This window comes from Citrobacter braakii (assembly GCF_009648935.1).
GTDB classification, from domain to species: domain Bacteria; phylum Pseudomonadota; class Gammaproteobacteria; order Enterobacterales; family Enterobacteriaceae; genus Citrobacter; species Citrobacter braakii.
This window is the reverse complement of record NZ_CP045771.1, coordinates 4,280,498-4,299,128: the sequence shown is the minus strand read 5'-3', so window position 1 is coordinate 4,299,128 and position 18,631 is coordinate 4,280,498. Positions and strand designations below refer to the sequence as shown.

The 18,631-nt window shown below is 53.3% G+C and carries 16 protein-coding genes and 1 pseudogene; 10 read left to right on the top strand and 7 right to left on the bottom strand.

Translation table 11 applies throughout. The features are described from left to right. The first annotated feature begins 9 nt into the window (after positions 1-9). From GFC06_RS20315 to hutH, 3 genes are all read left to right on the top strand, one after another. Positions 10-729 (top strand): histidine utilization repressor, encoded by a 720-nt coding sequence (locus GFC06_RS20315; RefSeq protein ID WP_016152334.1) that lies wholly within the window; start codon positions 10-12, stop codon positions 727-729. 125 nt (positions 730-854) lie between these two features. After that, the gene (hutU, locus tag GFC06_RS20310; RefSeq protein ID WP_016152335.1) at positions 855-2,540 is read left to right on the top strand and encodes a urocanate hydratase; all 1,686 of its coding nucleotides are present in this window, start codon (positions 855-857) and stop codon (positions 2,538-2,540) included. A gap of 1 nt (position 2,541) precedes the next feature. Beyond that, a complete protein-coding gene (hutH, locus tag GFC06_RS20305) occupies positions 2,542-4,062 on the top strand; it encodes a histidine ammonia-lyase (RefSeq protein WP_153690587.1) in 1,521 nt (506 codons plus the stop codon). 56 nt (positions 4,063-4,118) lie between these two features. On the opposite strand, the gene GFC06_RS20300 is transcribed toward hutH, so the two are convergent. The 5 genes and pseudogenes from GFC06_RS20300 to bioA all read right to left on the bottom strand — a co-directional run bounded on the left by GFC06_RS20300 (position 4,119) and on the right by bioA (position 7,355). Beyond that, a complete protein-coding gene (locus GFC06_RS20300; protein ID WP_016156043.1) occupies positions 4,119-4,595 on the bottom strand; it encodes a kinase inhibitor in 477 nt (158 codons plus the stop codon). 99 nt (positions 4,596-4,694) lie between these two features. Further along, positions 4,695-4,847: pseudogene (locus GFC06_RS23465) on the bottom strand (gp53-like domain-containing protein); the annotation flags it as partial. Further along, positions 4,816-5,076: a hypothetical protein gene (locus tag GFC06_RS20295; protein WP_047501297.1), complete on the bottom strand. Its 261-nt coding sequence runs from the start codon at positions 5,074-5,076 to the stop codon at positions 4,816-4,818. The gene GFC06_RS20295 and the pseudogene GFC06_RS23465, both read right to left, overlap by 32 nt. Positions 5,077-5,272: 196 nt before the next feature. Continuing rightward, entirely contained in the window at positions 5,273-5,707 is a 435-nt protein-coding gene (locus GFC06_RS20290) for a hypothetical protein (RefSeq protein ID WP_153690586.1), read from the bottom strand. Between the two features lie 358 nt (positions 5,708-6,065). Beyond that, positions 6,066-7,355, bottom strand: a complete 1,290-nt coding sequence (bioA, locus tag GFC06_RS20280; protein ID WP_153690584.1) for an adenosylmethionine--8-amino-7-oxononanoate transaminase — start codon at positions 7,353-7,355, stop codon at positions 6,066-6,068. Between the two features lie 76 nt (positions 7,356-7,431). Here bioA and bioB point away from each other — a divergent pair, with 76 nt between their 5' ends. From bioB to bioD, 4 genes are read left to right on the top strand one after another with little or no spacing between them, the layout of a single operon-like run. After that, positions 7,432-8,472 (top strand): biotin synthase BioB, encoded by a 1,041-nt coding sequence (gene bioB, locus GFC06_RS20275; RefSeq protein ID WP_029139462.1) that lies wholly within the window; start codon positions 7,432-7,434, stop codon positions 8,470-8,472. Beyond that, complete coding sequence (gene bioF / locus GFC06_RS20270) at positions 8,469-9,626, top strand: 8-amino-7-oxononanoate synthase (RefSeq protein ID WP_153690583.1); 1,158 nt, start codon at positions 8,469-8,471, stop codon at positions 9,624-9,626. The genes bioB and bioF overlap by 4 nt, the downstream gene beginning before the upstream one ends. After that, positions 9,610-10,365 carry a malonyl-ACP O-methyltransferase BioC gene (gene bioC, locus GFC06_RS20265; RefSeq protein WP_153690582.1) on the top strand — a complete coding sequence of 252 codons (756 nt, stop codon included), beginning with the start codon at positions 9,610-9,612 and terminating at the stop codon, positions 10,363-10,365. Before bioF ends, bioC begins: the two co-directional genes overlap by 17 nt. After that, positions 10,358-11,056: a dethiobiotin synthase gene (gene bioD / locus GFC06_RS20260; protein ID WP_153690581.1), complete on the top strand. Its 699-nt coding sequence runs from the start codon at positions 10,358-10,360 to the stop codon at positions 11,054-11,056. Before bioC ends, bioD begins: the two co-directional genes overlap by 8 nt. On the opposite strand, the gene GFC06_RS20255 is transcribed toward bioD, so the two are convergent. Then, the gene (locus tag GFC06_RS20255) at positions 11,022-11,744 is read right to left on the bottom strand and encodes an ATP-binding cassette domain-containing protein (protein ID WP_153690580.1); all 723 of its coding nucleotides are present in this window, start codon (positions 11,742-11,744) and stop codon (positions 11,022-11,024) included. The genes bioD and GFC06_RS20255 overlap by 35 nt on opposite strands. 770 nt (positions 11,745-12,514) lie before the next feature. Between GFC06_RS20255 and uvrB the strand changes: the two genes are divergently transcribed. The 3 genes from uvrB (at position 12,515) to nhaC (ending at position 17,546) form a co-directional block, all read left to right on the top strand. Beyond that, positions 12,515-14,536, top strand: a complete 2,022-nt coding sequence (gene uvrB / locus GFC06_RS20250; protein ID WP_016152344.1) for an excinuclease ABC subunit UvrB — start codon at positions 12,515-12,517, stop codon at positions 14,534-14,536. A gap of 316 nt (positions 14,537-14,852) precedes the next feature. Continuing rightward, positions 14,853-16,064, top strand: coding sequence for a trans-sulfuration enzyme family protein (locus GFC06_RS20245; RefSeq protein WP_153690579.1), 1,212 nt, complete (start codon positions 14,853-14,855; stop codon positions 16,062-16,064). Between the two features lie 15 nt (positions 16,065-16,079). After that, positions 16,080-17,546 carry a Na+/H+ antiporter NhaC gene (gene nhaC, locus GFC06_RS20240; RefSeq protein ID WP_153690578.1) on the top strand — a complete coding sequence of 489 codons (1,467 nt, stop codon included), beginning with the start codon at positions 16,080-16,082 and terminating at the stop codon, positions 17,544-17,546. A gap of 64 nt (positions 17,547-17,610) precedes the next feature. Here nhaC and yvcK read toward each other — a convergent pair whose 3' ends face one another. Beyond that, positions 17,611-18,519 carry a uridine diphosphate-N-acetylglucosamine-binding protein YvcK gene (gene yvcK, locus GFC06_RS20235; RefSeq protein ID WP_016152345.1) on the bottom strand — a complete coding sequence of 303 codons (909 nt, stop codon included), beginning with the start codon at positions 18,517-18,519 and terminating at the stop codon, positions 17,611-17,613. Between the last annotated feature and the right edge of the window lie 112 nt (positions 18,520-18,631).

Here is an 18,631-nt window from a genome sequence, read left to right as displayed (position 1 = left end):
GGCTTACGCATGCTCCCATCCCGTTCTGCTCCGGCACCTTTTTACGAAAAGGTCAAACAGGAGATCAGCGAAAAGATTGCCAGCGGTATCTGGCAACCTCACGATCGCATTCCCTCTGAGGCGGAGCTGGTGGCGCAGTATGGTTTCAGCCGCATGACCATCAACCGGGCGCTGCGTGAGTTAACGGATGAAGGGTTACTGGTTCGTTTGCAGGGCGTAGGGACGTTTGTCGCCGAGCCTAAGGGCCAGTCTGCGCTGTTTGAAATTCGCAGCATCGCGGATGAAATCAACGCCCGTCAGCATCAGCACCGCTGCGAGGTGATCACGCTGGAACGAACCCAGGCAAGCGCGCAGCAGGCTTTGGTGTTAAACGTCAAAGAAGGCACCTCCATTTTTCACTCTGTCATGGTGCACTACGAGAACGAACTGCCGGTGCAGATTGAAGATCGCTGCGTGAATGCCGAAATTGTGCCAGCGTATCTGGCGCAGGATTACAGCCAGACTACGCCGCACGCGTATCTGTCGCTGATAGCCCCTTTAACGGAAGGCGAGCATATTGTTGAAGCGGTACGCGCCAGTGCCGAAGAGTGCGCGCTGCTGAATATCAAAGAACACGATCCCTGCCTGCTGATCCGCCGTAAAACCTGGTCTGCGTCATCCATTGTCTCTCATGCCCGTTTGCTCTTCCCGGGTTCCCGCTATCGCCTGCAAGGGCGGTTTATGTCCTGAAAAGCGTGATTGCTGCCGCAGTATAATAAAATTGTATCTTTTTTGTTAAAAGCACGCTTGCGACAACTTGTATAGACAAGTATATGTTACTTATCTGTCCGATCGTTCGCGAGGAGTGCTCTACCATGTCTCATAGCAAGTACCGTCAGCAGGATATTCGTGCCCCACGCGGCACCACGTTAACGGCCAAAAGCTGGCTGACCGAAGCGCCGCTGCGCATGTTAATGAACAACCTGGATCCCGATGTGGCGGAAAATCCGCATGAGCTGGTGGTATACGGCGGGATTGGTCGCGCCGCGCGGGACTGGGAATGTTATGACGCCATCGTCAACGCGCTGACCAAACTGGAGACCGATGAGACCCTGCTGGTCCAGTCCGGTAAACCGGTTGGCGTTTTCAAAACCCATGACAATGCGCCGCGCGTGCTGATTGCCAACTCCAACCTGGTGCCACATTGGGCTACCTGGGAACACTTCAACGAGCTGGACGCCAAAGGGCTGGCGATGTATGGCCAGATGACCGCCGGGAGCTGGATCTACATCGGTAGCCAGGGCATCGTGCAGGGGACTTATGAAACCTTCGTTGAGGCCGGGCGTCAGCATTATCAAGGTAACCTGAGCGGACGCTGGGTGCTGACCGCCGGGCTGGGCGGCATGGGTGGGGCGCAACCGTTAGCCGCAACGCTGGCAGGTGCTTGCTCGCTGAATATTGAGTGCCAGCAAAGCCGGATCGATTTCCGTCTACGTACCCGCTACGTGGACGAGCAGGCGACATCGCTTGACGACGCGCTGGCGCGTATCGAAAAGTACACCCGCGAGGGTAAAGCGGTCTCCATTGCGCTATGCGCTAACGCCGCCGACGTTGTGCCGGAACTGGTGAAGCGTGGTGTGCGCCCGGATATGGTCACTGACCAGACCAGCGCCCACGATCCGCTGCATGGTTATCTGCCGTCCGGCTGGAGCTGGGAAGCGTATCAGGCGAAAGCGGTGTCCGATCCGCAGGGCACGGTACAGGCGGCGAAACGCTCAATGGCAACGCACGTCGAGGCAATGCTGGCGTTCAGTAAAATGGGCGTGCCGACGTTTGATTACGGCAATAACATTCGCCAGATGGCCAAAGAGATGGGCGTGGAAAACGCCTTTGATTTCCCTGGTTTCGTCCCTGCTTATATTCGCCCCCTGTTCTGCCGCGGCATTGGCCCGTTCCGTTGGGTGGCGCTTTCCGGCGATCCGCAGGATATTTATAAAACGGATGCCAAAGTGAAAGAGATCGTGGCTGACGATAAGCATCTGCACCACTGGCTGGATATGGCGCGTGAGCGGATTAACTTCCAGGGATTACCGGCGCGTATCTGCTGGGTCGGTCTGGAATGGCGTCAAAAACTGGGGCTGGCGTTTAATGAAATGGTGCGCAGCGGTGAAGTGTCTGCGCCGATTGTTATTGGCCGTGACCATCTGGATTCCGGCTCCGTCGCCAGCCCGAACCGCGAAACCGAAGCCATGCGCGACGGTTCTGATGCAGTATCCGACTGGCCGCTGCTGAACGCGCTGCTTAACACCGCCAGCGGTGCAACCTGGGTGTCACTGCATCACGGTGGCGGGGTAGGAATGGGCTTCTCCCAGCATGCCGGGATGGTGATTGTTTGCGATGGCACTGATGAAGCCGCAGCGCGTATCGCCCGGGTATTACATAACGATCCGGCTACCGGGGTGATGCGCCACGCCGACGCCGGGTATGACATTGCGGTGGATTGCGCCGTCGAAGAAGGGCTGAATTTGCCGATGGTCGCGGCGACGCAGGAGAAACGCTGATATGAACACCATGACATTAACGCCGGGTCATCTGAGCTTTGCGCAACTACGCGACATCTGGCAGCAGCCGGTCAAACTGAGCCTGGATGCCGGGGCGATTGATGCGATCAACGCAAGCGTCGCCTGCGTCAATAATATTGTCGCTGAAGGCCGTACGGCGTATGGCATTAATACCGGCTTTGGCCTGCTGGCTCAGACCCGTATCGCCACGGAGGATTTGCAGAATTTACAGCGTTCGCTGGTGCTTTCCCATGCGGCAGGCGTTGGTGAGGCGCTCGATGACGCGATGGTACGCCTGATTATGGTGCTGAAAATCAACAGCCTGGCGCGGAGTTTTTCGGGTATTCGTCTCAGCGTGATTGAAGCGCTGATTGCGCTGGTGAATGCCGAGGTGTATCCGCTGATCCCGGCGAAAGGGTCAGTGGGCGCATCGGGCGACCTGGCACCGCTGGCGCATATGTCTCTGACGCTGCTGGGCGAAGGTAAAGCGCGCTGGCAGGGGGAATGGCTTCCGGCGACCGAAGCGCTGAAAAAGGCCGGGCTGGAGCCGATTACGCTGGAGGCGAAAGAAGGGCTGGCGCTGCTCAACGGTACTCAGGCTTCCACAGCCTTTGCGCTGCGCGGGTTAATTGAAGCCCAGGAGCTGTTCGCGTCTGCGACGGTGTGTGGGGCGCTGACCACCGAAGCCGTTTTGGGCTCTCGTCGTCCGTTTGATGCCCGTATTCATGCCGCACGAGGACAGCGTGGGCAGATTGATGCCGCAACGTTGTACCGCCACGTGTTGACCGACACCAGCGCGCTTTCTCAGTCGCATCATAACTGTGAAAAAGTGCAGGATCCGTATTCTTTGCGCTGTCAGCCGCAGGTGATGGGGGCGTGCCTGACGCAAATGCGTCAGGTAATGGAGGTCTTGCTGGTAGAAGCCAACGCGGTTTCCGACAACCCGCTGGTGTTTGCCGAAGAGGGCGATGTCATTTCCGGCGGCAACTTCCATGCTGAACCGGTGGCGATGGCGGCAGATAATCTGGCGCTGGCGATTGCAGAAATCGGGGCGTTATCAGAGCGACGCATTGCGCTGATGATGGACAAACATATGTCGCAGTTGCCGCCGTTCCTGGTGAAAAACGGCGGGGTGAACTCCGGCTTTATGATTGCTCAGGTAACCGCGGCCGCGCTGGCGAGCGAGAACAAAGCGCTGGCGCATCCGCACAGCGTGGACAGCCTGCCGACCTCCGCCAACCAGGAAGATCATGTGTCTATGGCACCGGCAGCGGGGCGCAGGTTGTGGGAGATGGCGGCGAATACGCGCGGCGTGATTGCCGTGGAGTGGCTGGCGGCGTGTCAGGGGATTGACTTGCGTGAAGGGTTAACCTCAAGCCCGCTGCTGGAGCAGGCGCGCCAGGCTCTGCGCGAGCAGGTTGCCCACTATACGCAGGATCGCTTTTTTGCTCCGGATATTGAGTGCGCAACCGAACTGTTAGCCCAGGGGACGTTGTTGAAATTGTTGCCTGAATTTCTATAGAGAAGCCTTGTTTAGTAGGCCGGATGCGGCGAAGCCGACATCCGGCACAACACAGCTTAACTGAACATCGCCGTAATCGAGGCGCTGGCGAGCGAGTGGAAGTGAACGTTAAAGCCGACCATCGCGCCGCTGGCGTCCTCATCGACATCAATACGCTCCACATCCAATGCGTGAACCGTAAAGATATAGCGATGGGTTTCCCCCTTCGGCGGCGCAGCACCGCCATAACCTGCTTTCCCAAAATCCGTACGGGTCTGAATCACCCCATCCGGCAGCGCAACCAGCCCGGAGCCGAAGCCTTGCGTGAGTACGCGGGTATCTGCTGGCAGATTTACCACCACCCAGTGCCACCAGCCGGAGCCGGTTGGTGCATCAGGATCGTAGCAGGTCACGACAAAGCTTTTGGTCCCAGCTGGCACGTCATCCCACGCCAGATGCGGGGAAATATTATCCCCGTCATACCCCATGCCGTTAAAGACGTGGCGATGCGCAAGCTTTTCGCCATCGCGCAGATCGTTACTGATTAGTTTCATGCTGACTCCTCTCGTTAGCCAAAAAGTGTAGCCAGGAACCGTATGTAGCGTGGCGAAATATTCTGGACTGTTTTGCGTTCAATCAAGGGTGGCAAATCCGGTTTCGTGCAAACCAAGGTATGTGAGAATGTCGGCAATAGCGTTCTTGCTGATAATGTCACGACCAACAGAAGTTAAATCAGCCAGCGCTGCCTTATCCTCTCCGGTGAAGTAGGATACTTTATTCGCACTGGTGACCAGTCCAGCCAGTGCGGCATCGAGTAAACTCCAGATACTCCTTCTCGGCGGTGTCAGGGAAAATCTGGCGAATAATCCAGCCCTGATAGGCGTAGAGATCGTCCGCCACGCCTGATACAGCATTAGCCCGGACGGTGTAGTCGCTGTCGCTGCTGGTGTCGGCGTTCTCATCGGGTAGCGCGTTCTGAATATCGCGTAACTGGCGGTCGGTACTTTCCGCAATGGTTGGGACGTGAAATGTCATTTAATAATCCTTACTGGGTGCCGGAACGTGTGCGGCGTGCCGGTGCTGTCGGTTAAACCCACTGCATGAGCGGTTATTGTGTGGTGTTGAGTATTCAGGGAGCGGCTGAGAGGGTTCAGCGCCTTAGCGGCTGCGGCACGAAAAATCAAAGGGAAGCGGAGGAAAGGACCCGGCCATATTGACCGGGTTAATTATCTTACTTAACCTGACGGGCTTTGTCTGCTTTCCATTCCTCATATGTTGCTTCGAGGAACCACAAGCAGCGAGCGCCCTTATCAGTGCTTAACAACGCAGGACGTGTCCGCTGATAAAAATCCTCAACGGTTGCTGGAGCTTCAACAGGCACTCCGCAGACAATATCAGTCCCGAGCATGTGCGGCCATTTTCCCGCGTCAATGACGCTGAGCGCATCAAGAGCGCCGGTTGTATTTGCTGTTAGGGCAGCAGATAAAGCATCTTCCAGTTTAATGGCCTGCTTAACATCTGCCGCAGCCGCGAGTTCTGGCGTTTTATTCAGCCACGCTTGATCGCCCGTAGCCACGCCTTTCAGCGCATCGGGCCAGTTCACTTCGCCAGCTGCTGAAGTGGCCACAATAAACGGAAGTAGTAGCAACAATGCGAGCCGTTTCATCGTACAACCTCAAGCGGGCCGCCTTCACGTCTATGAACATCGACGGAACCTTTGATATCAGCGCCGCCGTCATCTTTGAGCCATAAATAAGCTGGAATAGCCATTTTCTTAAAACTCCACTTAAGGATAATCTCATAAAATCCTTTCACTTTAATCACTTACGTGACAAATTCACGCTATCGCTTACTAAATCACCCGTCAATTTTTGCTCAGCATTGATATAAAACGATTTGCAATTTCTTTGATGCAAATAAAAAAAGGCCGGAATAATCCGGCCTTCATGTCTAAATATTGTTACTTAATCAGTCATCGAATAATCCGGGCTGTTCCACTTTTCCACGTCCGGACCGGGCGCTGATTAATCGCTAAAAAATGTTGCACTGCGCACAGCCTCGTTTACGGCCTGGGTCAGACGACGCAACTGATCGGGCTGAATAATGTACGGCGGCATCAGATAGATCAGTTTGCCAAACGGTCGTACCCACACGCCCTGTTCAACAAAGAACTTCTGTAACGCCGCCATATTCACCGGATGCGTGGTTTCGATCACACCGATGGCGCCGAGTACGCGCACGTCGGCTACCCAACTCGAGTCTGCCGCCGGGGCGAGTTCTGTCCGCAGTTGGGCTTCAATAGCCGCCACCTGTGAGCGCCACTCGCCGGTTTCGAGTAACGACAGGCTGGCGGAGGCGACGGCGCAGGCCAGCGGATTACCCATAAAGGTTGGACCGTGCATGAAGCATCCGGCTTCACCGTTGCTGATGGTTTCCGCGACCTGACGCGTGGTCAGGGTGGCGGAAAGTGTCATGGTTCCGCCGGTTAACGCTTTGCCGAGGCACAAAATGTCCGAAGTTATGTTGGCGTGTTCACAGGCAAAAAGCTTGCCTGTACGACCAAATCCGGTGGCGATTTCATCGGCAATCAGCAGGATCCCTTCACGGTCGCACATCTTACGGATGCGTTTTAACCATTCGGGATGATACATGCGCATGCCGCCAGCGCCCTGCACAATCGGCTCAAGGATCACCGCCGCAATCTCGTGGCGATGAGCGGCCATCAGGCGGGCAAAAGGCACCATATCCAGTTCGTCCCACTCGCCGTCCATGCGGCTTTGCGGGGCGGGCGCAAACAGGTTCTCCGGCAGATAACCCTTCCACAGACTGTGCATCGAGTTGTCGGGATCGCAGACCGACATCGCGCCGAAGGTATCGCCGTGATAACCGTTTCGAAATGTCAGGAAACGCTGACGGGATTCGCCTTTGGCTTGCCAGTATTGCAGCGCCATTTTCATTGCTACTTCTACGGCGACCGAACCTGAATCCGCGAGAAAAACGCACTCCAGCGCCTCTGGCGTCATCGCCACCAACTGGCGGCACAGCGCAATGGCCGGGGCATGGGTAATGCCGCCAAACATCACATGTGACATGGCATCAATCTGCGTTTTCATCGCGGCGTTCAGCTGTGGGTGATTGTAACCGTGGATCGCCGCCCACCAGGATGACATGCCGTCTATCAGCCTCTCACCGCTGGCTAAAATCAGTTCGCAACCTTCGGCACGCGCCACCGGATAAACCGGTAACGGGGAGGTCATGGAGGTGTAAGGGTGCCAGATATGGCGTTGGTCAAACGCAAGATCGTCCGTTGTCATAATCGACTTGTAAACCAAATTAAAAAGATTTAGGTTTACGAGTCTACACCAAACTCATAACGAAACGTATACCAATATGGCTCATTCTTCTCGCTGGACAATGTCGCAAGTCACCGAATTATTTGAAAAACCGCTGCTGGATCTGCTGTTTGAAGCGCAGCAGGTTCACCGTCAGCACTTTGATCCGCGGCAGGTTCAGGTCAGTACGCTGCTGTCGATTAAGACCGGTGCCTGCCCGGAAGACTGCAAATACTGCCCGCAAAGCTCCCGCTATAAAACCGGTCTGGAAACGGAACGTTTGATGGAGGTTGAACAGGTACTGGACTCTGCGCGTAAAGCGAAACAGGCCGGTTCAACGCGGTTTTGCATGGGCGCGGCGTGGAAGAATCCACACGAACGCGACATGCCTTACCTGGAACAGATGGTTCAGGGCGTAAAAGAACTGGGGCTGGAAGCGTGTATGACGCTGGGTACGCTGAACGAAAATCAGGCCCAGCGGCTGGCTAATGCGGGTCTGGACTACTACAACCATAACCTCGACACCTCGCCGGAATTCTACGGCAATATCATCACAACCCGTTCGTACCAGGAGCGCCTGGATACGCTGGATAAAGTGCGTGAGGCGGGCATTAAAGTTTGCTCCGGCGGGATTGTGGGACTGGGGGAAACGGTGACCGACCGCGCGGGTCTGTTGCTGCAATTAGCGAATCTGCCAACGCCGCCAGAAAGCGTGCCGATCAACATGCTGGTGAAAGTGAAAGGCACGCCGCTTGCCGATAACGACGATGTGGATGCCTTTGATTTTATTCGTACTATCGCCGTGGCGCGGATCATGATGCCGACTTCATATGTCCGTCTTTCAGCCGGACGCGAGCAGATGAACGAACAAACCCAGGCGATGTGCTTTATGGCCGGGGCTAACTCGATTTTCTACGGCTGCAAACTGCTGACCACGCCGAACCCGAACGAAGATAAGGATTTGCTGTTGTTTCGCAAGCTGGGTCTCAATCCGCAGCAAACGGCGGTGCTGGCGGGTGATAACGAACAGCAGCAACGCCTGGAGCAGGCGCTGCGTACCCCGGATACCGACGAATACTACAACGCGGCAACCGTATGACCTGGCAGCAAAAAATAGACGATGCGTTAACGGCGCGTCGTCGTGCTGATGCGCTGCGTCGGCGCTATGCGGTGACGCAGGGTGCCGGTCGCTGGCTGCAGGCCGACGGTCGCCAATACCTGAATTTTTCCAGCAACGACTACCTTGGCTTAAGCCACCATCCGCATATTATCTGCGCGTGGCAGCAAGGCGCTGAGCGTTTTGGCGTCGGCAGCGGCGGCTCGGGTCATGTCAGCGGTTATTCCGTTGCTCATCAGGCGTTGGAGGATGAGCTGGCGCAATGGCTCGGCTATTCACGGGCGCTACTGTTTATCTCCGGTTTTGCCGCTAATCAGGCGGTTATTGCCGCGCTGATGGGCAAAGAGGACCGGATTGTTGCTGACCGGCTCAGCCATGCCTCACTGCTGGAGGCTGCCAGCCATAGCCCTGCCGTGCTACGTCGCTTTACCCATAACGATCCCCAACATCTGGAACGTCTGCTGACCACCCCCTGTCCGGGGCAACAACTCGTGGTCACTGAAGGTGTGTTCAGCATGGATGGCGATAGCGCACCGCTGGCGGAAATTCACGCGGTAGCAGAGCGGCAGGGCGCGTGGTTGCTGGTGGATGATGCGCACGGGATTGGCGTGAGCGGTGAGGAAGGGCGCGGTTCGTGCTCCCGACAGCAGGTGAAACCCGAGCTGTTAGTGGTCACGTTTGGCAAAGGGTTTGGCGTCAGCGGCGCGGCAATCTTGTGCTCAGACAGCGTGGCCGATTATCTGCTGCAGTTTGCCCGTCATCTGATCTACAGCACCAGTATGCCTCCGGCCCAGGCCCAGGCCTTGCGCGCCGCGCTGGAGGTGATCCGCAGCCGCGAAGGCGATGAGCGCAGAGAAAAACTGGCGATGCTGATCCAGCGTTTTCGCGCTGGGGTGAATACGCCGGACTTAACGCTGGCGCAGTCAGACAGCGCCATTCAGCCACTGATCGTGGGCGACAATCATAAAGCCTTGCAACTGGCGGAGGCATTACGTCAACAGGGATGCTGGGTGACGGCTATTCGCCCACCGACGGTGCCGGTTGGTACGGCCAGGCTGCGGCTTACGCTGACCCAGGCGCATGAAGTCCAGGATATCGATCGCTTACTGGAGGTGCTGCATGGCGCAGGTCAATAAGCAGGCGATTGCTGCCGCGTTTGGCCGCGCGGCTACTCACTATGAGCAACACGCGGAACTCCAGCGTCAGAGCGCCGATGCGTTACTGGCGCGACTCGATGGTCGGGCATTCTCTCAGGTTTTAGATGCGGGCTGCGGACCCGGGCGTATGAGCCGTTACTGGCGGGAGCAGGGGAGCGAGGTCTGCGCGCTGGATCTGTCGGCGCAAATGCTGACTGAAGCACAGCGTCACGATGTCGCCCACCGCTATTTGCTGGCAGATATTGAAGCCATTCCGCAGGCTGCTGCTACTTTCGACCTCGCCTGGAGCAATCTGGCCGTACAGTGGTGCAGCGATCTGCGCGGCGCGTTACGTGAGCTTTACCGGGTGGTGCGTCCTGGCGGGACGGTGGCGTTTAGTACCCTGGCGCAGGGGTCAATGCCGGAGCTTCGTCAGGCGTGGCGAGCGGTTGATGAGCGGGAGCACGCCAATCGTTTTTTGCCCGTGGATCAACTGGAAAACGCCCTGCATGGGTGGGACGTTGAATACCAGTCTCATGCCGTCACGCTGTGGTTTGACGATGCGCTGAGCGCCATGCGCTCGCTGAAGGGCATTGGCGCGACGCATTTGCATGATGGCCGCGAGCCGCGCGTACTGACCCGCTCACAGCTGCGCCAGCTACAGCTAGCCTGGCCCTTCCAGCAGGGGAAATATCCGCTGACCTATCATCTATTTTTGGGAGTGATTCAACGTGACTAACACTTTTTTTGTCACCGGGACGGATACCGAAGTGGGGAAAACTATCGCCAGCTGCGCGTTGCTACAGGCGGCGGGGCAGAGGGGATTGCGAACCGTCGGCTATAAGCCAGTGGCGTCGGGCAGTGAAATGACGGTTGAAGGTCTGCGTAATAGCGATGCCCTGGCATTACAGCGCAACAGCGTTGTGACGGTGGATTATGCGGCTATCAACCCCTATACCTTCGCGGAACCTACCTCACCGCATATCATCAGCGCGGACGAAGGTCGCCCCATTCAGGCCTCAGTAATGTCTGCGGGTTTACGCGCGCTGGAACAACAGGCTGACTGGGTGCTGGTGGAAGGTGCCGGCGGTTGGTTTACGCCGCTTTCGCCAACGCTGAGTTTTGCTGATTGGGTAAAAACAGAGCAGCTGCCGGTTATTCTGGTGGTTGGCGTTAAGCTCGGGTGCATCAACCACGCTGTGCTGACCGCCCAGGCGGTGCAGCAGGCCGGACTGACGCTTGCCGGATGGGTCGCCAATGATGTGACGCCACCTGGCAAGCGTCATGCTGAATATATGGCAACGCTCAGGCGTATGCTTGCGGCTCCGCTGCTGGGGGAAATTCCCTGGCTGGCAGAAGAGCCGGAGCGGGCATCGACAGGACGTTATATCGATCTTAGCGTTTTGTCTGTGGCGTCAACCAATCGTTGATTAGCGGGTTGCTGAGCTGTGTGATTTGTCCCTGAGCCACGCTGCGCCCACGGTATAACAGGCAGTAGCAGTCAGCGACCCGACGAATAAACGGCAGGCTCTGCTCCGCGAGCATTATGGCGATGCCGAGCTCCTGGCTTAACCTTACCACCAGGTTTCCCAGCTTGTGGATATATGCCTGGCCACTTCCCCGCGTGGGCTCATCGAGGATCAGCAGGCGCGGGCGTGTGACCAGCGCGCTGGCGAGCGCAAGCTGGTGCTGATCATCTTCCGATAATGCCGCCCCTTTGGCCTGACGCAGTACGAACAACTGTGGAAACAGGCGGTAAATATCACTGCTGTTCATCGTTTCGCTTTCCTCAACCGCCTGGCGCGCAATATGCAGATTTTCCTCTACCGTCAATTGCGAAAAAATCCGTCTCTCTTGTGAAACGTAGTTAATGCCCAGCGCGATGCGATTTGCCGCCGGAATGGGACTCAGGTCGCGCGGCGGCGCGCCAGCCTGATGCCAGAACATGGTGCCGCTTTCGATCGGTAAATTGCCGATAATGCAATTGGTCAGCGTAGTCTTTCCCATCCCTGGAAGCCCCAGCACACCGGTACATTTACCGGGCAGCAGGTCGAGATCCACATCCCATAGGGAGTGTTGATTACCGTAATAATGATTCACTGCGCGAAGACTCAACATAGATTCCTCCAGCATGATGCTATCCGCCCCACGTACAGGTCGTCGGAAGAAAATTGCAATTCTCTTGCCAGAAGAGGGATTGGGGTCAAAAAACAGCAGGAGAGTGTGCCGCGCAGGCGGTAACGTCTGGCTGGCCGGAGGGCTGGCGTTGTTTTGTGCACATTGCCAGTGCCTGGCGGTGTCGTAATGGTGCAGGCAAGAAAATGATGAAAATGCGAGCAAGATCCCGGCCATTCCAGGCCGCTTCGTTAGCTGATAAATATCAAAAAATAGCGATAAATTTTTTTTATCCCTCCGGAAAAGGGAGTGAGGGCGTTTTTGCCAGGCTACAGTCCATACGGGCTGGAGGCAGTTATCCACTATTCCTGTGGATAACCTTGTGTATTAGAGTTAGAAAACACAATGTAAGCGAGAGAAGACGCGGCCTGCGACTAAATTGATGCGAAAGACGGCTCGGGATAATAGTCATTAAATTACAGAATGTTAGATAAAATCAATGGCTGTCGCAGAAGTGTCATGCGTTGCCACAAAACTTTCATCGGGCGGCTTGACAAATGTTAAAAAAGTCATTGCTTTGGGGATAACACGTTTTTGCTGGTGTTTTATCTTGTCTGAGGCCAAATTTTAGCCTGCGGTCACGGTCATTCTGATGGCGTATCAGAAATATTCTGGTGCGTTACTGTTTTTTCATCCAGTATATTTTACTGGCAAAATATACGACTGCGAGTAAAATTACACACCTGCCCGCCCATTGCTTCAGGTAGCTGCTCATGAGTAAACCGTTCAAACTAAATTCCGCTTTTAAACCCTCTGGCGATCAGCCTGAGGCTATTCGCCGTCTGGAAGAAGGGCTGGAGGATGGTCTGGCGCATCAGACGCTACTGGGGGTGACGGGCTCGGGGAAGACATTCACCATCGCTAACGTAATTGCGGACTTGCAGCGGCCTACCATGGTGCTGGCTCCCAATAAGACGCTGGCCGCGCAGTTGTACGGTGAGATGAAAGAGTTCTTCCCGGATAACGCGGTGGAGTATTTCGTCTCCTACTACGACTATTATCAACCGGAAGCCTACGTTCCAAGTTCTGACACCTTCATCGAGAAGGATGCCTCGGTTAACGAACATATTGAGCAGATGCGTCTGTCGGCGACCAAAGCGCTGCTGGAACGTCGGGATGTCGTCGTTGTCGCGTCAGTTTCCGCTATCTATGGTTTGGGCGATCCGGATCTGTATCTGAAAATGATGCTGCATCTGACGGTGGGGATGATTATCGACCAGCGTGCGATCCTGCGCCGCCTGGCGGAACTGCAATATACCCGCAACGATCAGGCATTTCAGCGCGGAACCTTCCGCGTGCGTGGTGAAGTGATCGACATTTTCCCGGCTGAATCCGACGACATTGCGCTGCGCGTGGAACTGTTTGATGAAGAGGTCGAACGTTTATCGCTGTTTGACCCGCTTACCGGGCAGGTTGAATCCACGATTTCGCGCTACACCATCTATCCTAAAACGCACTACGTGACGCCGCGCGAACGTATCGTGCAGGCGATGGAAGAAATCAAAGTTGAGCTGGCAGAGCGGCGTAAGGTCCTGCTGGCAAATAACAAACTGCTGGAAGAACAGCGGCTAAGTCAGCGTACGCAGTTCGATCTGGAAATGATGAATGAGCTGGGTTACTGCTCGGGGATTGAAAACTACTCCCGCTATCTGTCCGGGCGTGGCCCCGGCGAGCCGCCGCCGACGTTGTTTGATTACCTGCCTGCCGACGGCCTGCTGGTGGTGGATGAATCCCACGTCACTATCCCGCAAATTGGCGGTATGTATCGTGGTGACCGGGCGCGTAAAGAGACTCTGGTCGAATACGGATTCCGTCTACCGTCGGCGCTGGATAACCGTCCGCTTAAATTTGAAGAGTTTGAAGCGCTGGCCCCGCAGACCATCTACGTCTCAGCGACGCCGGGCAACTATGAACTGGAGAAATCCGGTGATGACGTCGTCGATCAGGTAGTACGACCGACCGGCCTGCTGGATCCTATCATTGAGGTACGCCCGGTGGCGACGCAGGTTGACGATCTGCTGTCTGAGATCCGCATCCGTGCGGCGATTAACGAACGTGTGCTGGTCACTACGCTCACGAAACGGATGGCAGAGGATCTCACCGAATACCTCGAAGAGCACGGTGAGCGGGTGCGCTATCTGCACTCAGACATCGATACCGTGGAACGTATGGAAATCATTCGTGACCTGCGTCTGGGCGAGTTTGACGTGCTGGTGGGTATCAACCTGTTACGTGAGGGTCTGGACATGCCTGAGGTCTCACTGGTGGCGATTCTGGACGCAGACAAAGAAGGGTTCCTGCGTTCTGAACGTTCGCTTATTCAGACCATCGGCCGTGCGGCGCGTAATATCAACGGGAAGGCTATTCTCTACGGTGACAAAATTACCGCCTCAATGGCTAAGGCGATAGGTGAAACTGAACGCCGTCGTGAGAAACAGCAGCTCTACAACGAAGAACACGGTATTACGCCGCAGGGGCTGAACAAGAAAGTGGTCGATATTCTGGCGCTGGGTCAGAATATTGCGAAGACTAAGGCGAAAGGCAAAGGGAAGTCACGCGCAGGCGCGAAGTCTGAAATTGTCGAACTGGATATGACGCCAAAAGCGCTGCAGCAGAAGATTCATGAGCTGGAAGGGCAGATGATGCAGCATGCGCAGAATCTTGAATTTGAAGAGGCTGCGACGATCCGCGACCAGTTGCATCAGCTGCGCGAGTTGTTTATCGCGGCATCGTAAGATTGTTTCCACTTTCCAATTCGCCATCGCGTAAATGCCATGGCGATTGGAAAAATACAGAATGTATTATCATTTATAATTATAGTATTCGTTTTTCTATTGCCATTTATTATTCTTAAAATTAATGCACTCACTCTAATTGATTCTTTGCTGAATTGATTTTTGTTTTTCAGCTTTGTGAATCTCATCGTTTTATTCTTTACATTTCTGACGATTCTTTCAGCATTTTGGCAGCAAGCAAAAGGCTGTCATTGTTCCTTTTTTTTATAATTGTCCTGTTATAGAAATTTCCCTGACGAAAATATAAAGGAAAATTATGAAAGAGATAATATGCAATTACGCTGAGAATGATTATGCCGTTCAGGACGCCATGATATGTTCTGGAGTTGGTGAACAACACCAGAAAAATTTTGGTGCAGTCAGCCCTCCGCTAGTAAAAACCAGTCTGTTTGTGCAGCAGAGCTATCAGCAATACTGTGATGATATGCAGCACGAAGCTGAACGGTACATCTATTCCCGGGGGCTTAACCCAACAACGGAACTGTTAGAGCATAAACTGGCAGCGTTGGAGCGTGGCGCGGCCTGCAAAGTTTTTGGCTCGGGCATGGGCGCGATAAGCGCAACATTGTTTGGCCTGCTGAAAAGTGGTGACCATATTATTCTGGTGAATAATGTTTATGGTCCAACAGTTGTGCTGGTGAAGCAAATGCAACAACGCTTTGGTATTGACTATGACATTGTTCTCAGTGGCGATGTCGAGGATATTCGGCAGAAAATAAAGCCGAATACTCGCATGATATACACGGAATCCCCAGGAACAATGACCATGCGAGTTGTGGATCTGCAGATGATAGCAGAGTTGGCGAAAGAGAATAATATTATTACTGCCATTGATAATACATGGGCTACGCCACTCTTCCAAAAGCCATTGACTCTTGGTTTCGATTTAGTGCTCCACTCTTGTACTAAATATATCGGCGGTCACAGTGATTTAACGGCGGGTGCTGTGGTAGGCGCAAAAGTCTATCTTGATATTATTCGTGATTTTTCACATCAGCTTCTTGGCGCAGTGCTGGCCCCGGATAGTGCATGGCTAGTGATTCGCGGTTTACGAACGTTGCCGCTGCGCATGAGACAACATCAGAATAATACCTATGCAATTCTTACTTTTCTCAATAGCAGAGCAGAGGTTGAGAATATCTGTCACCCCCTTATGGCAGATGCAAAACAACGTGAAATTGTTTCACAACAAATGTTTGGTACTTCTGGTCTCATTAGTTTTGAACTTAAAGATGGCAGTTTTGAAAAAGTTAAAGCCATTATTGATAGTTGTAGAATTTTCAAACCGGGGTGCAGTTGGGGGGGATATGAAAGCCTGATTATTTCTCCAAATCGCGGTTATAACCAGGATGTAATATGCAAAGATGGGATGGCGCCTGGTTTAATTAGGATTTCAATTGGACAGGAATCTCCAGAGGTGTTAATCGCGGACTTAGAGAATGCGTTTGATTCTATAAAAACATATTAATAGCGGGAAAATAACATGGTAAGCACAAATAAGCAACCGAGCTTTTATGCAGCATTGATGTTATTAGTGGCTATTTTCCTGGTTTTCTTTATAGGTATTGGGGTTTTAAATTACCCAGTTGAATTTATCTTAATTGTTATTACGATTATTACAGGTTTTTTTGCTAGATACTATGGCGCGGGCTGGAAGGAAATTCTCCAGACTTTTACAGAAAAAATAAAAGATGCCGTCCCTGCAATGTTAATTCTACTGTCGATCGGTATGTTGATTGGATGCTGGATGGTTAGTGGTACCATTCCGTTAATGGTCTATTATGGCCTGGAAATTATCAACCCAGCTTACTTATATCTTACAGCTTTTTTAGTGACGGTTTGCATCTCGACATTTACAGGCACTTCATGGGGTTCCGCAGGAACAATTGGTGTGGTGTTGGTTGCCGTTGCTGCGGCGATGAATGTGTCATTGCCGATTACTGCTGGAGCCGTTATCTCCGGTGCCTATTTTGGTGATAAATTATCTCCTTTATCAGATACCACAAACATGGCCGCGTTAGCTGCGGGGGCTGAGCTTTATCAAAGTATTAGAAATATGTTGTATACATCGGTTCCTGCTTTTTTGTTTGCCTGCCTGGGGTTTTATATCGCGGGGTTAGATTTAAATGTGGTAAATTCAATCCAACTAGATACTATCCCGGTCATGAAAAAAACGCTAAACTCATTATTCTGGCTTAACCCTTTATTAATATTACCGACATTGCTGGTCTTTATTGGTGCGATAAAAAAATGGGATACCATTATTGTCTTGATCGCATCTTCTTTTTTTGCTCTGGCAATATGCGCAATTTTTCAGCCGTTTACCATGATGGACCTCGTTCAAGCATCGATTAATGGCTTTAATACCAATATGATCAGCAATTTTTCAGATGTCGCGATGAATGAATCTACGACTAAAAATATTAATATATTGCTTAATCGTGGCGGTATGTATTCAATGGTTAGCCCAATTGTGGTTATGCTTTGTGCATTTATGTTCGCTTCGGCACTTGATGTTTCTGGTGGCCTTAATGTGCTGCTTGGGCGACTGGTTAAGAAATTAAAAACGGTGACCAGTACTCTGTTGGCGACAATGTTCACAAGTTCTTTATTAGTTGCCTGCACTGGCAATGCAGTCATCAGTTTCTTTCTGGTGAAGAATATTTATGATCCTTGTTTTAAAAACAAAAAATTGCATATGGTTAATATGTCCCGATCAATGGAGTCTGGAGCCACGCTACTTGAAGGACTTTTCCCTTGGACAATTTCTGGTATGTTCATGGCGAAGACGCTGGGGGTGGCGACGCTGGATTATGCACCCTGGGTTTTGTTCAATTTAAGTTGCCTGGTTATGGCCGTATTCTTTGCCATTCTTGCCCGGTGGTCTAATTTTGGCACAAGATACGAAGAGCCAATATCCGCCGAGCAGGTACCTGTGCTGAGAGGTTAATGCAGTAAGCCACAAGTACAATCCTCATTACGATGAGGATTGTATGCTAATCACGCACTTGGGATTACCCCAGCGCCTGTACCGCTTTCTCCAGCGCGTAATGCAATAGCTGGCGGTCATGACGGTAGGGAATGTCGCTGGCTTCCAGCACTTCCTGAATAACAACGCGGTCGGTAACGGTGGATACATCCACTTTCGGGCCCACAACCACCGCATCAATCACTTTCCTGCCAACGTACTGTTCAATGATTGCCAGCTTATCGTTAAGCGTCAGGCTGGCTGCTGGCAGGCTTAATTCACGACCCAGATTGCCGATGTAGACCATCGGGGCAGGTGTGCGACGTAATGCCTGCGCTAATTCGTCGAGCAGCAGGAGCGGCATCAGGCTGGTGTAAAAACTGCCGGGTCCTATCAAAATCAAATCCGCTTCGGCGATAGCTTCAACTGCCTCCCGCGTGGTGGGGACTTTTGGCGACAGCATCAGTTCCTGCGGCGGGATGGTGAGCTGATCGATATTCACTTCGCCATAGACTTCATGTCCCTGATCGTCGATAGCCATCAGGTCCACCGGTAGCTCCGACATCGGAATTAAATGCGCGTCAACTTTCAGCAGACTACGAATTAAATTGATGGCTTCCAGAGGCCGCACACTGAGGTGATCGAGCGCCTTTAACATCAGATTTCCGAGGTTATGCCCGGAAAGCTCACCATTACCGCCAAAACGATACTCAAACATGGCGGATGCAACGCTGGGTTGAGTAATTAACTGGTTCAGACAGTTACGCATGTCTCCCCAGGCAATTCCTCCTTCAGAGCGACGAATACGACCTGTCGACCCGCCGTTATCGGTCGTGGTGACGATCCCTGTCAGGCGTGAACCTAAAGGGGAAAGAGAGGAGAGAACGCGTCCCAATCCATGCCCTCCGCCGAGAGCGACAACGCGGTCCAGATCTGCCAGCGTGCGAGTGCGCATATATTTTCCTGATATGAATTAATCGGCGCTACAGTAACGTAAATAGTGTGTTTTCAGCAATTATCCAGGCGGAATCTGGCGTAATTTTTTTCTGCGATCTACTCCTTTCTGA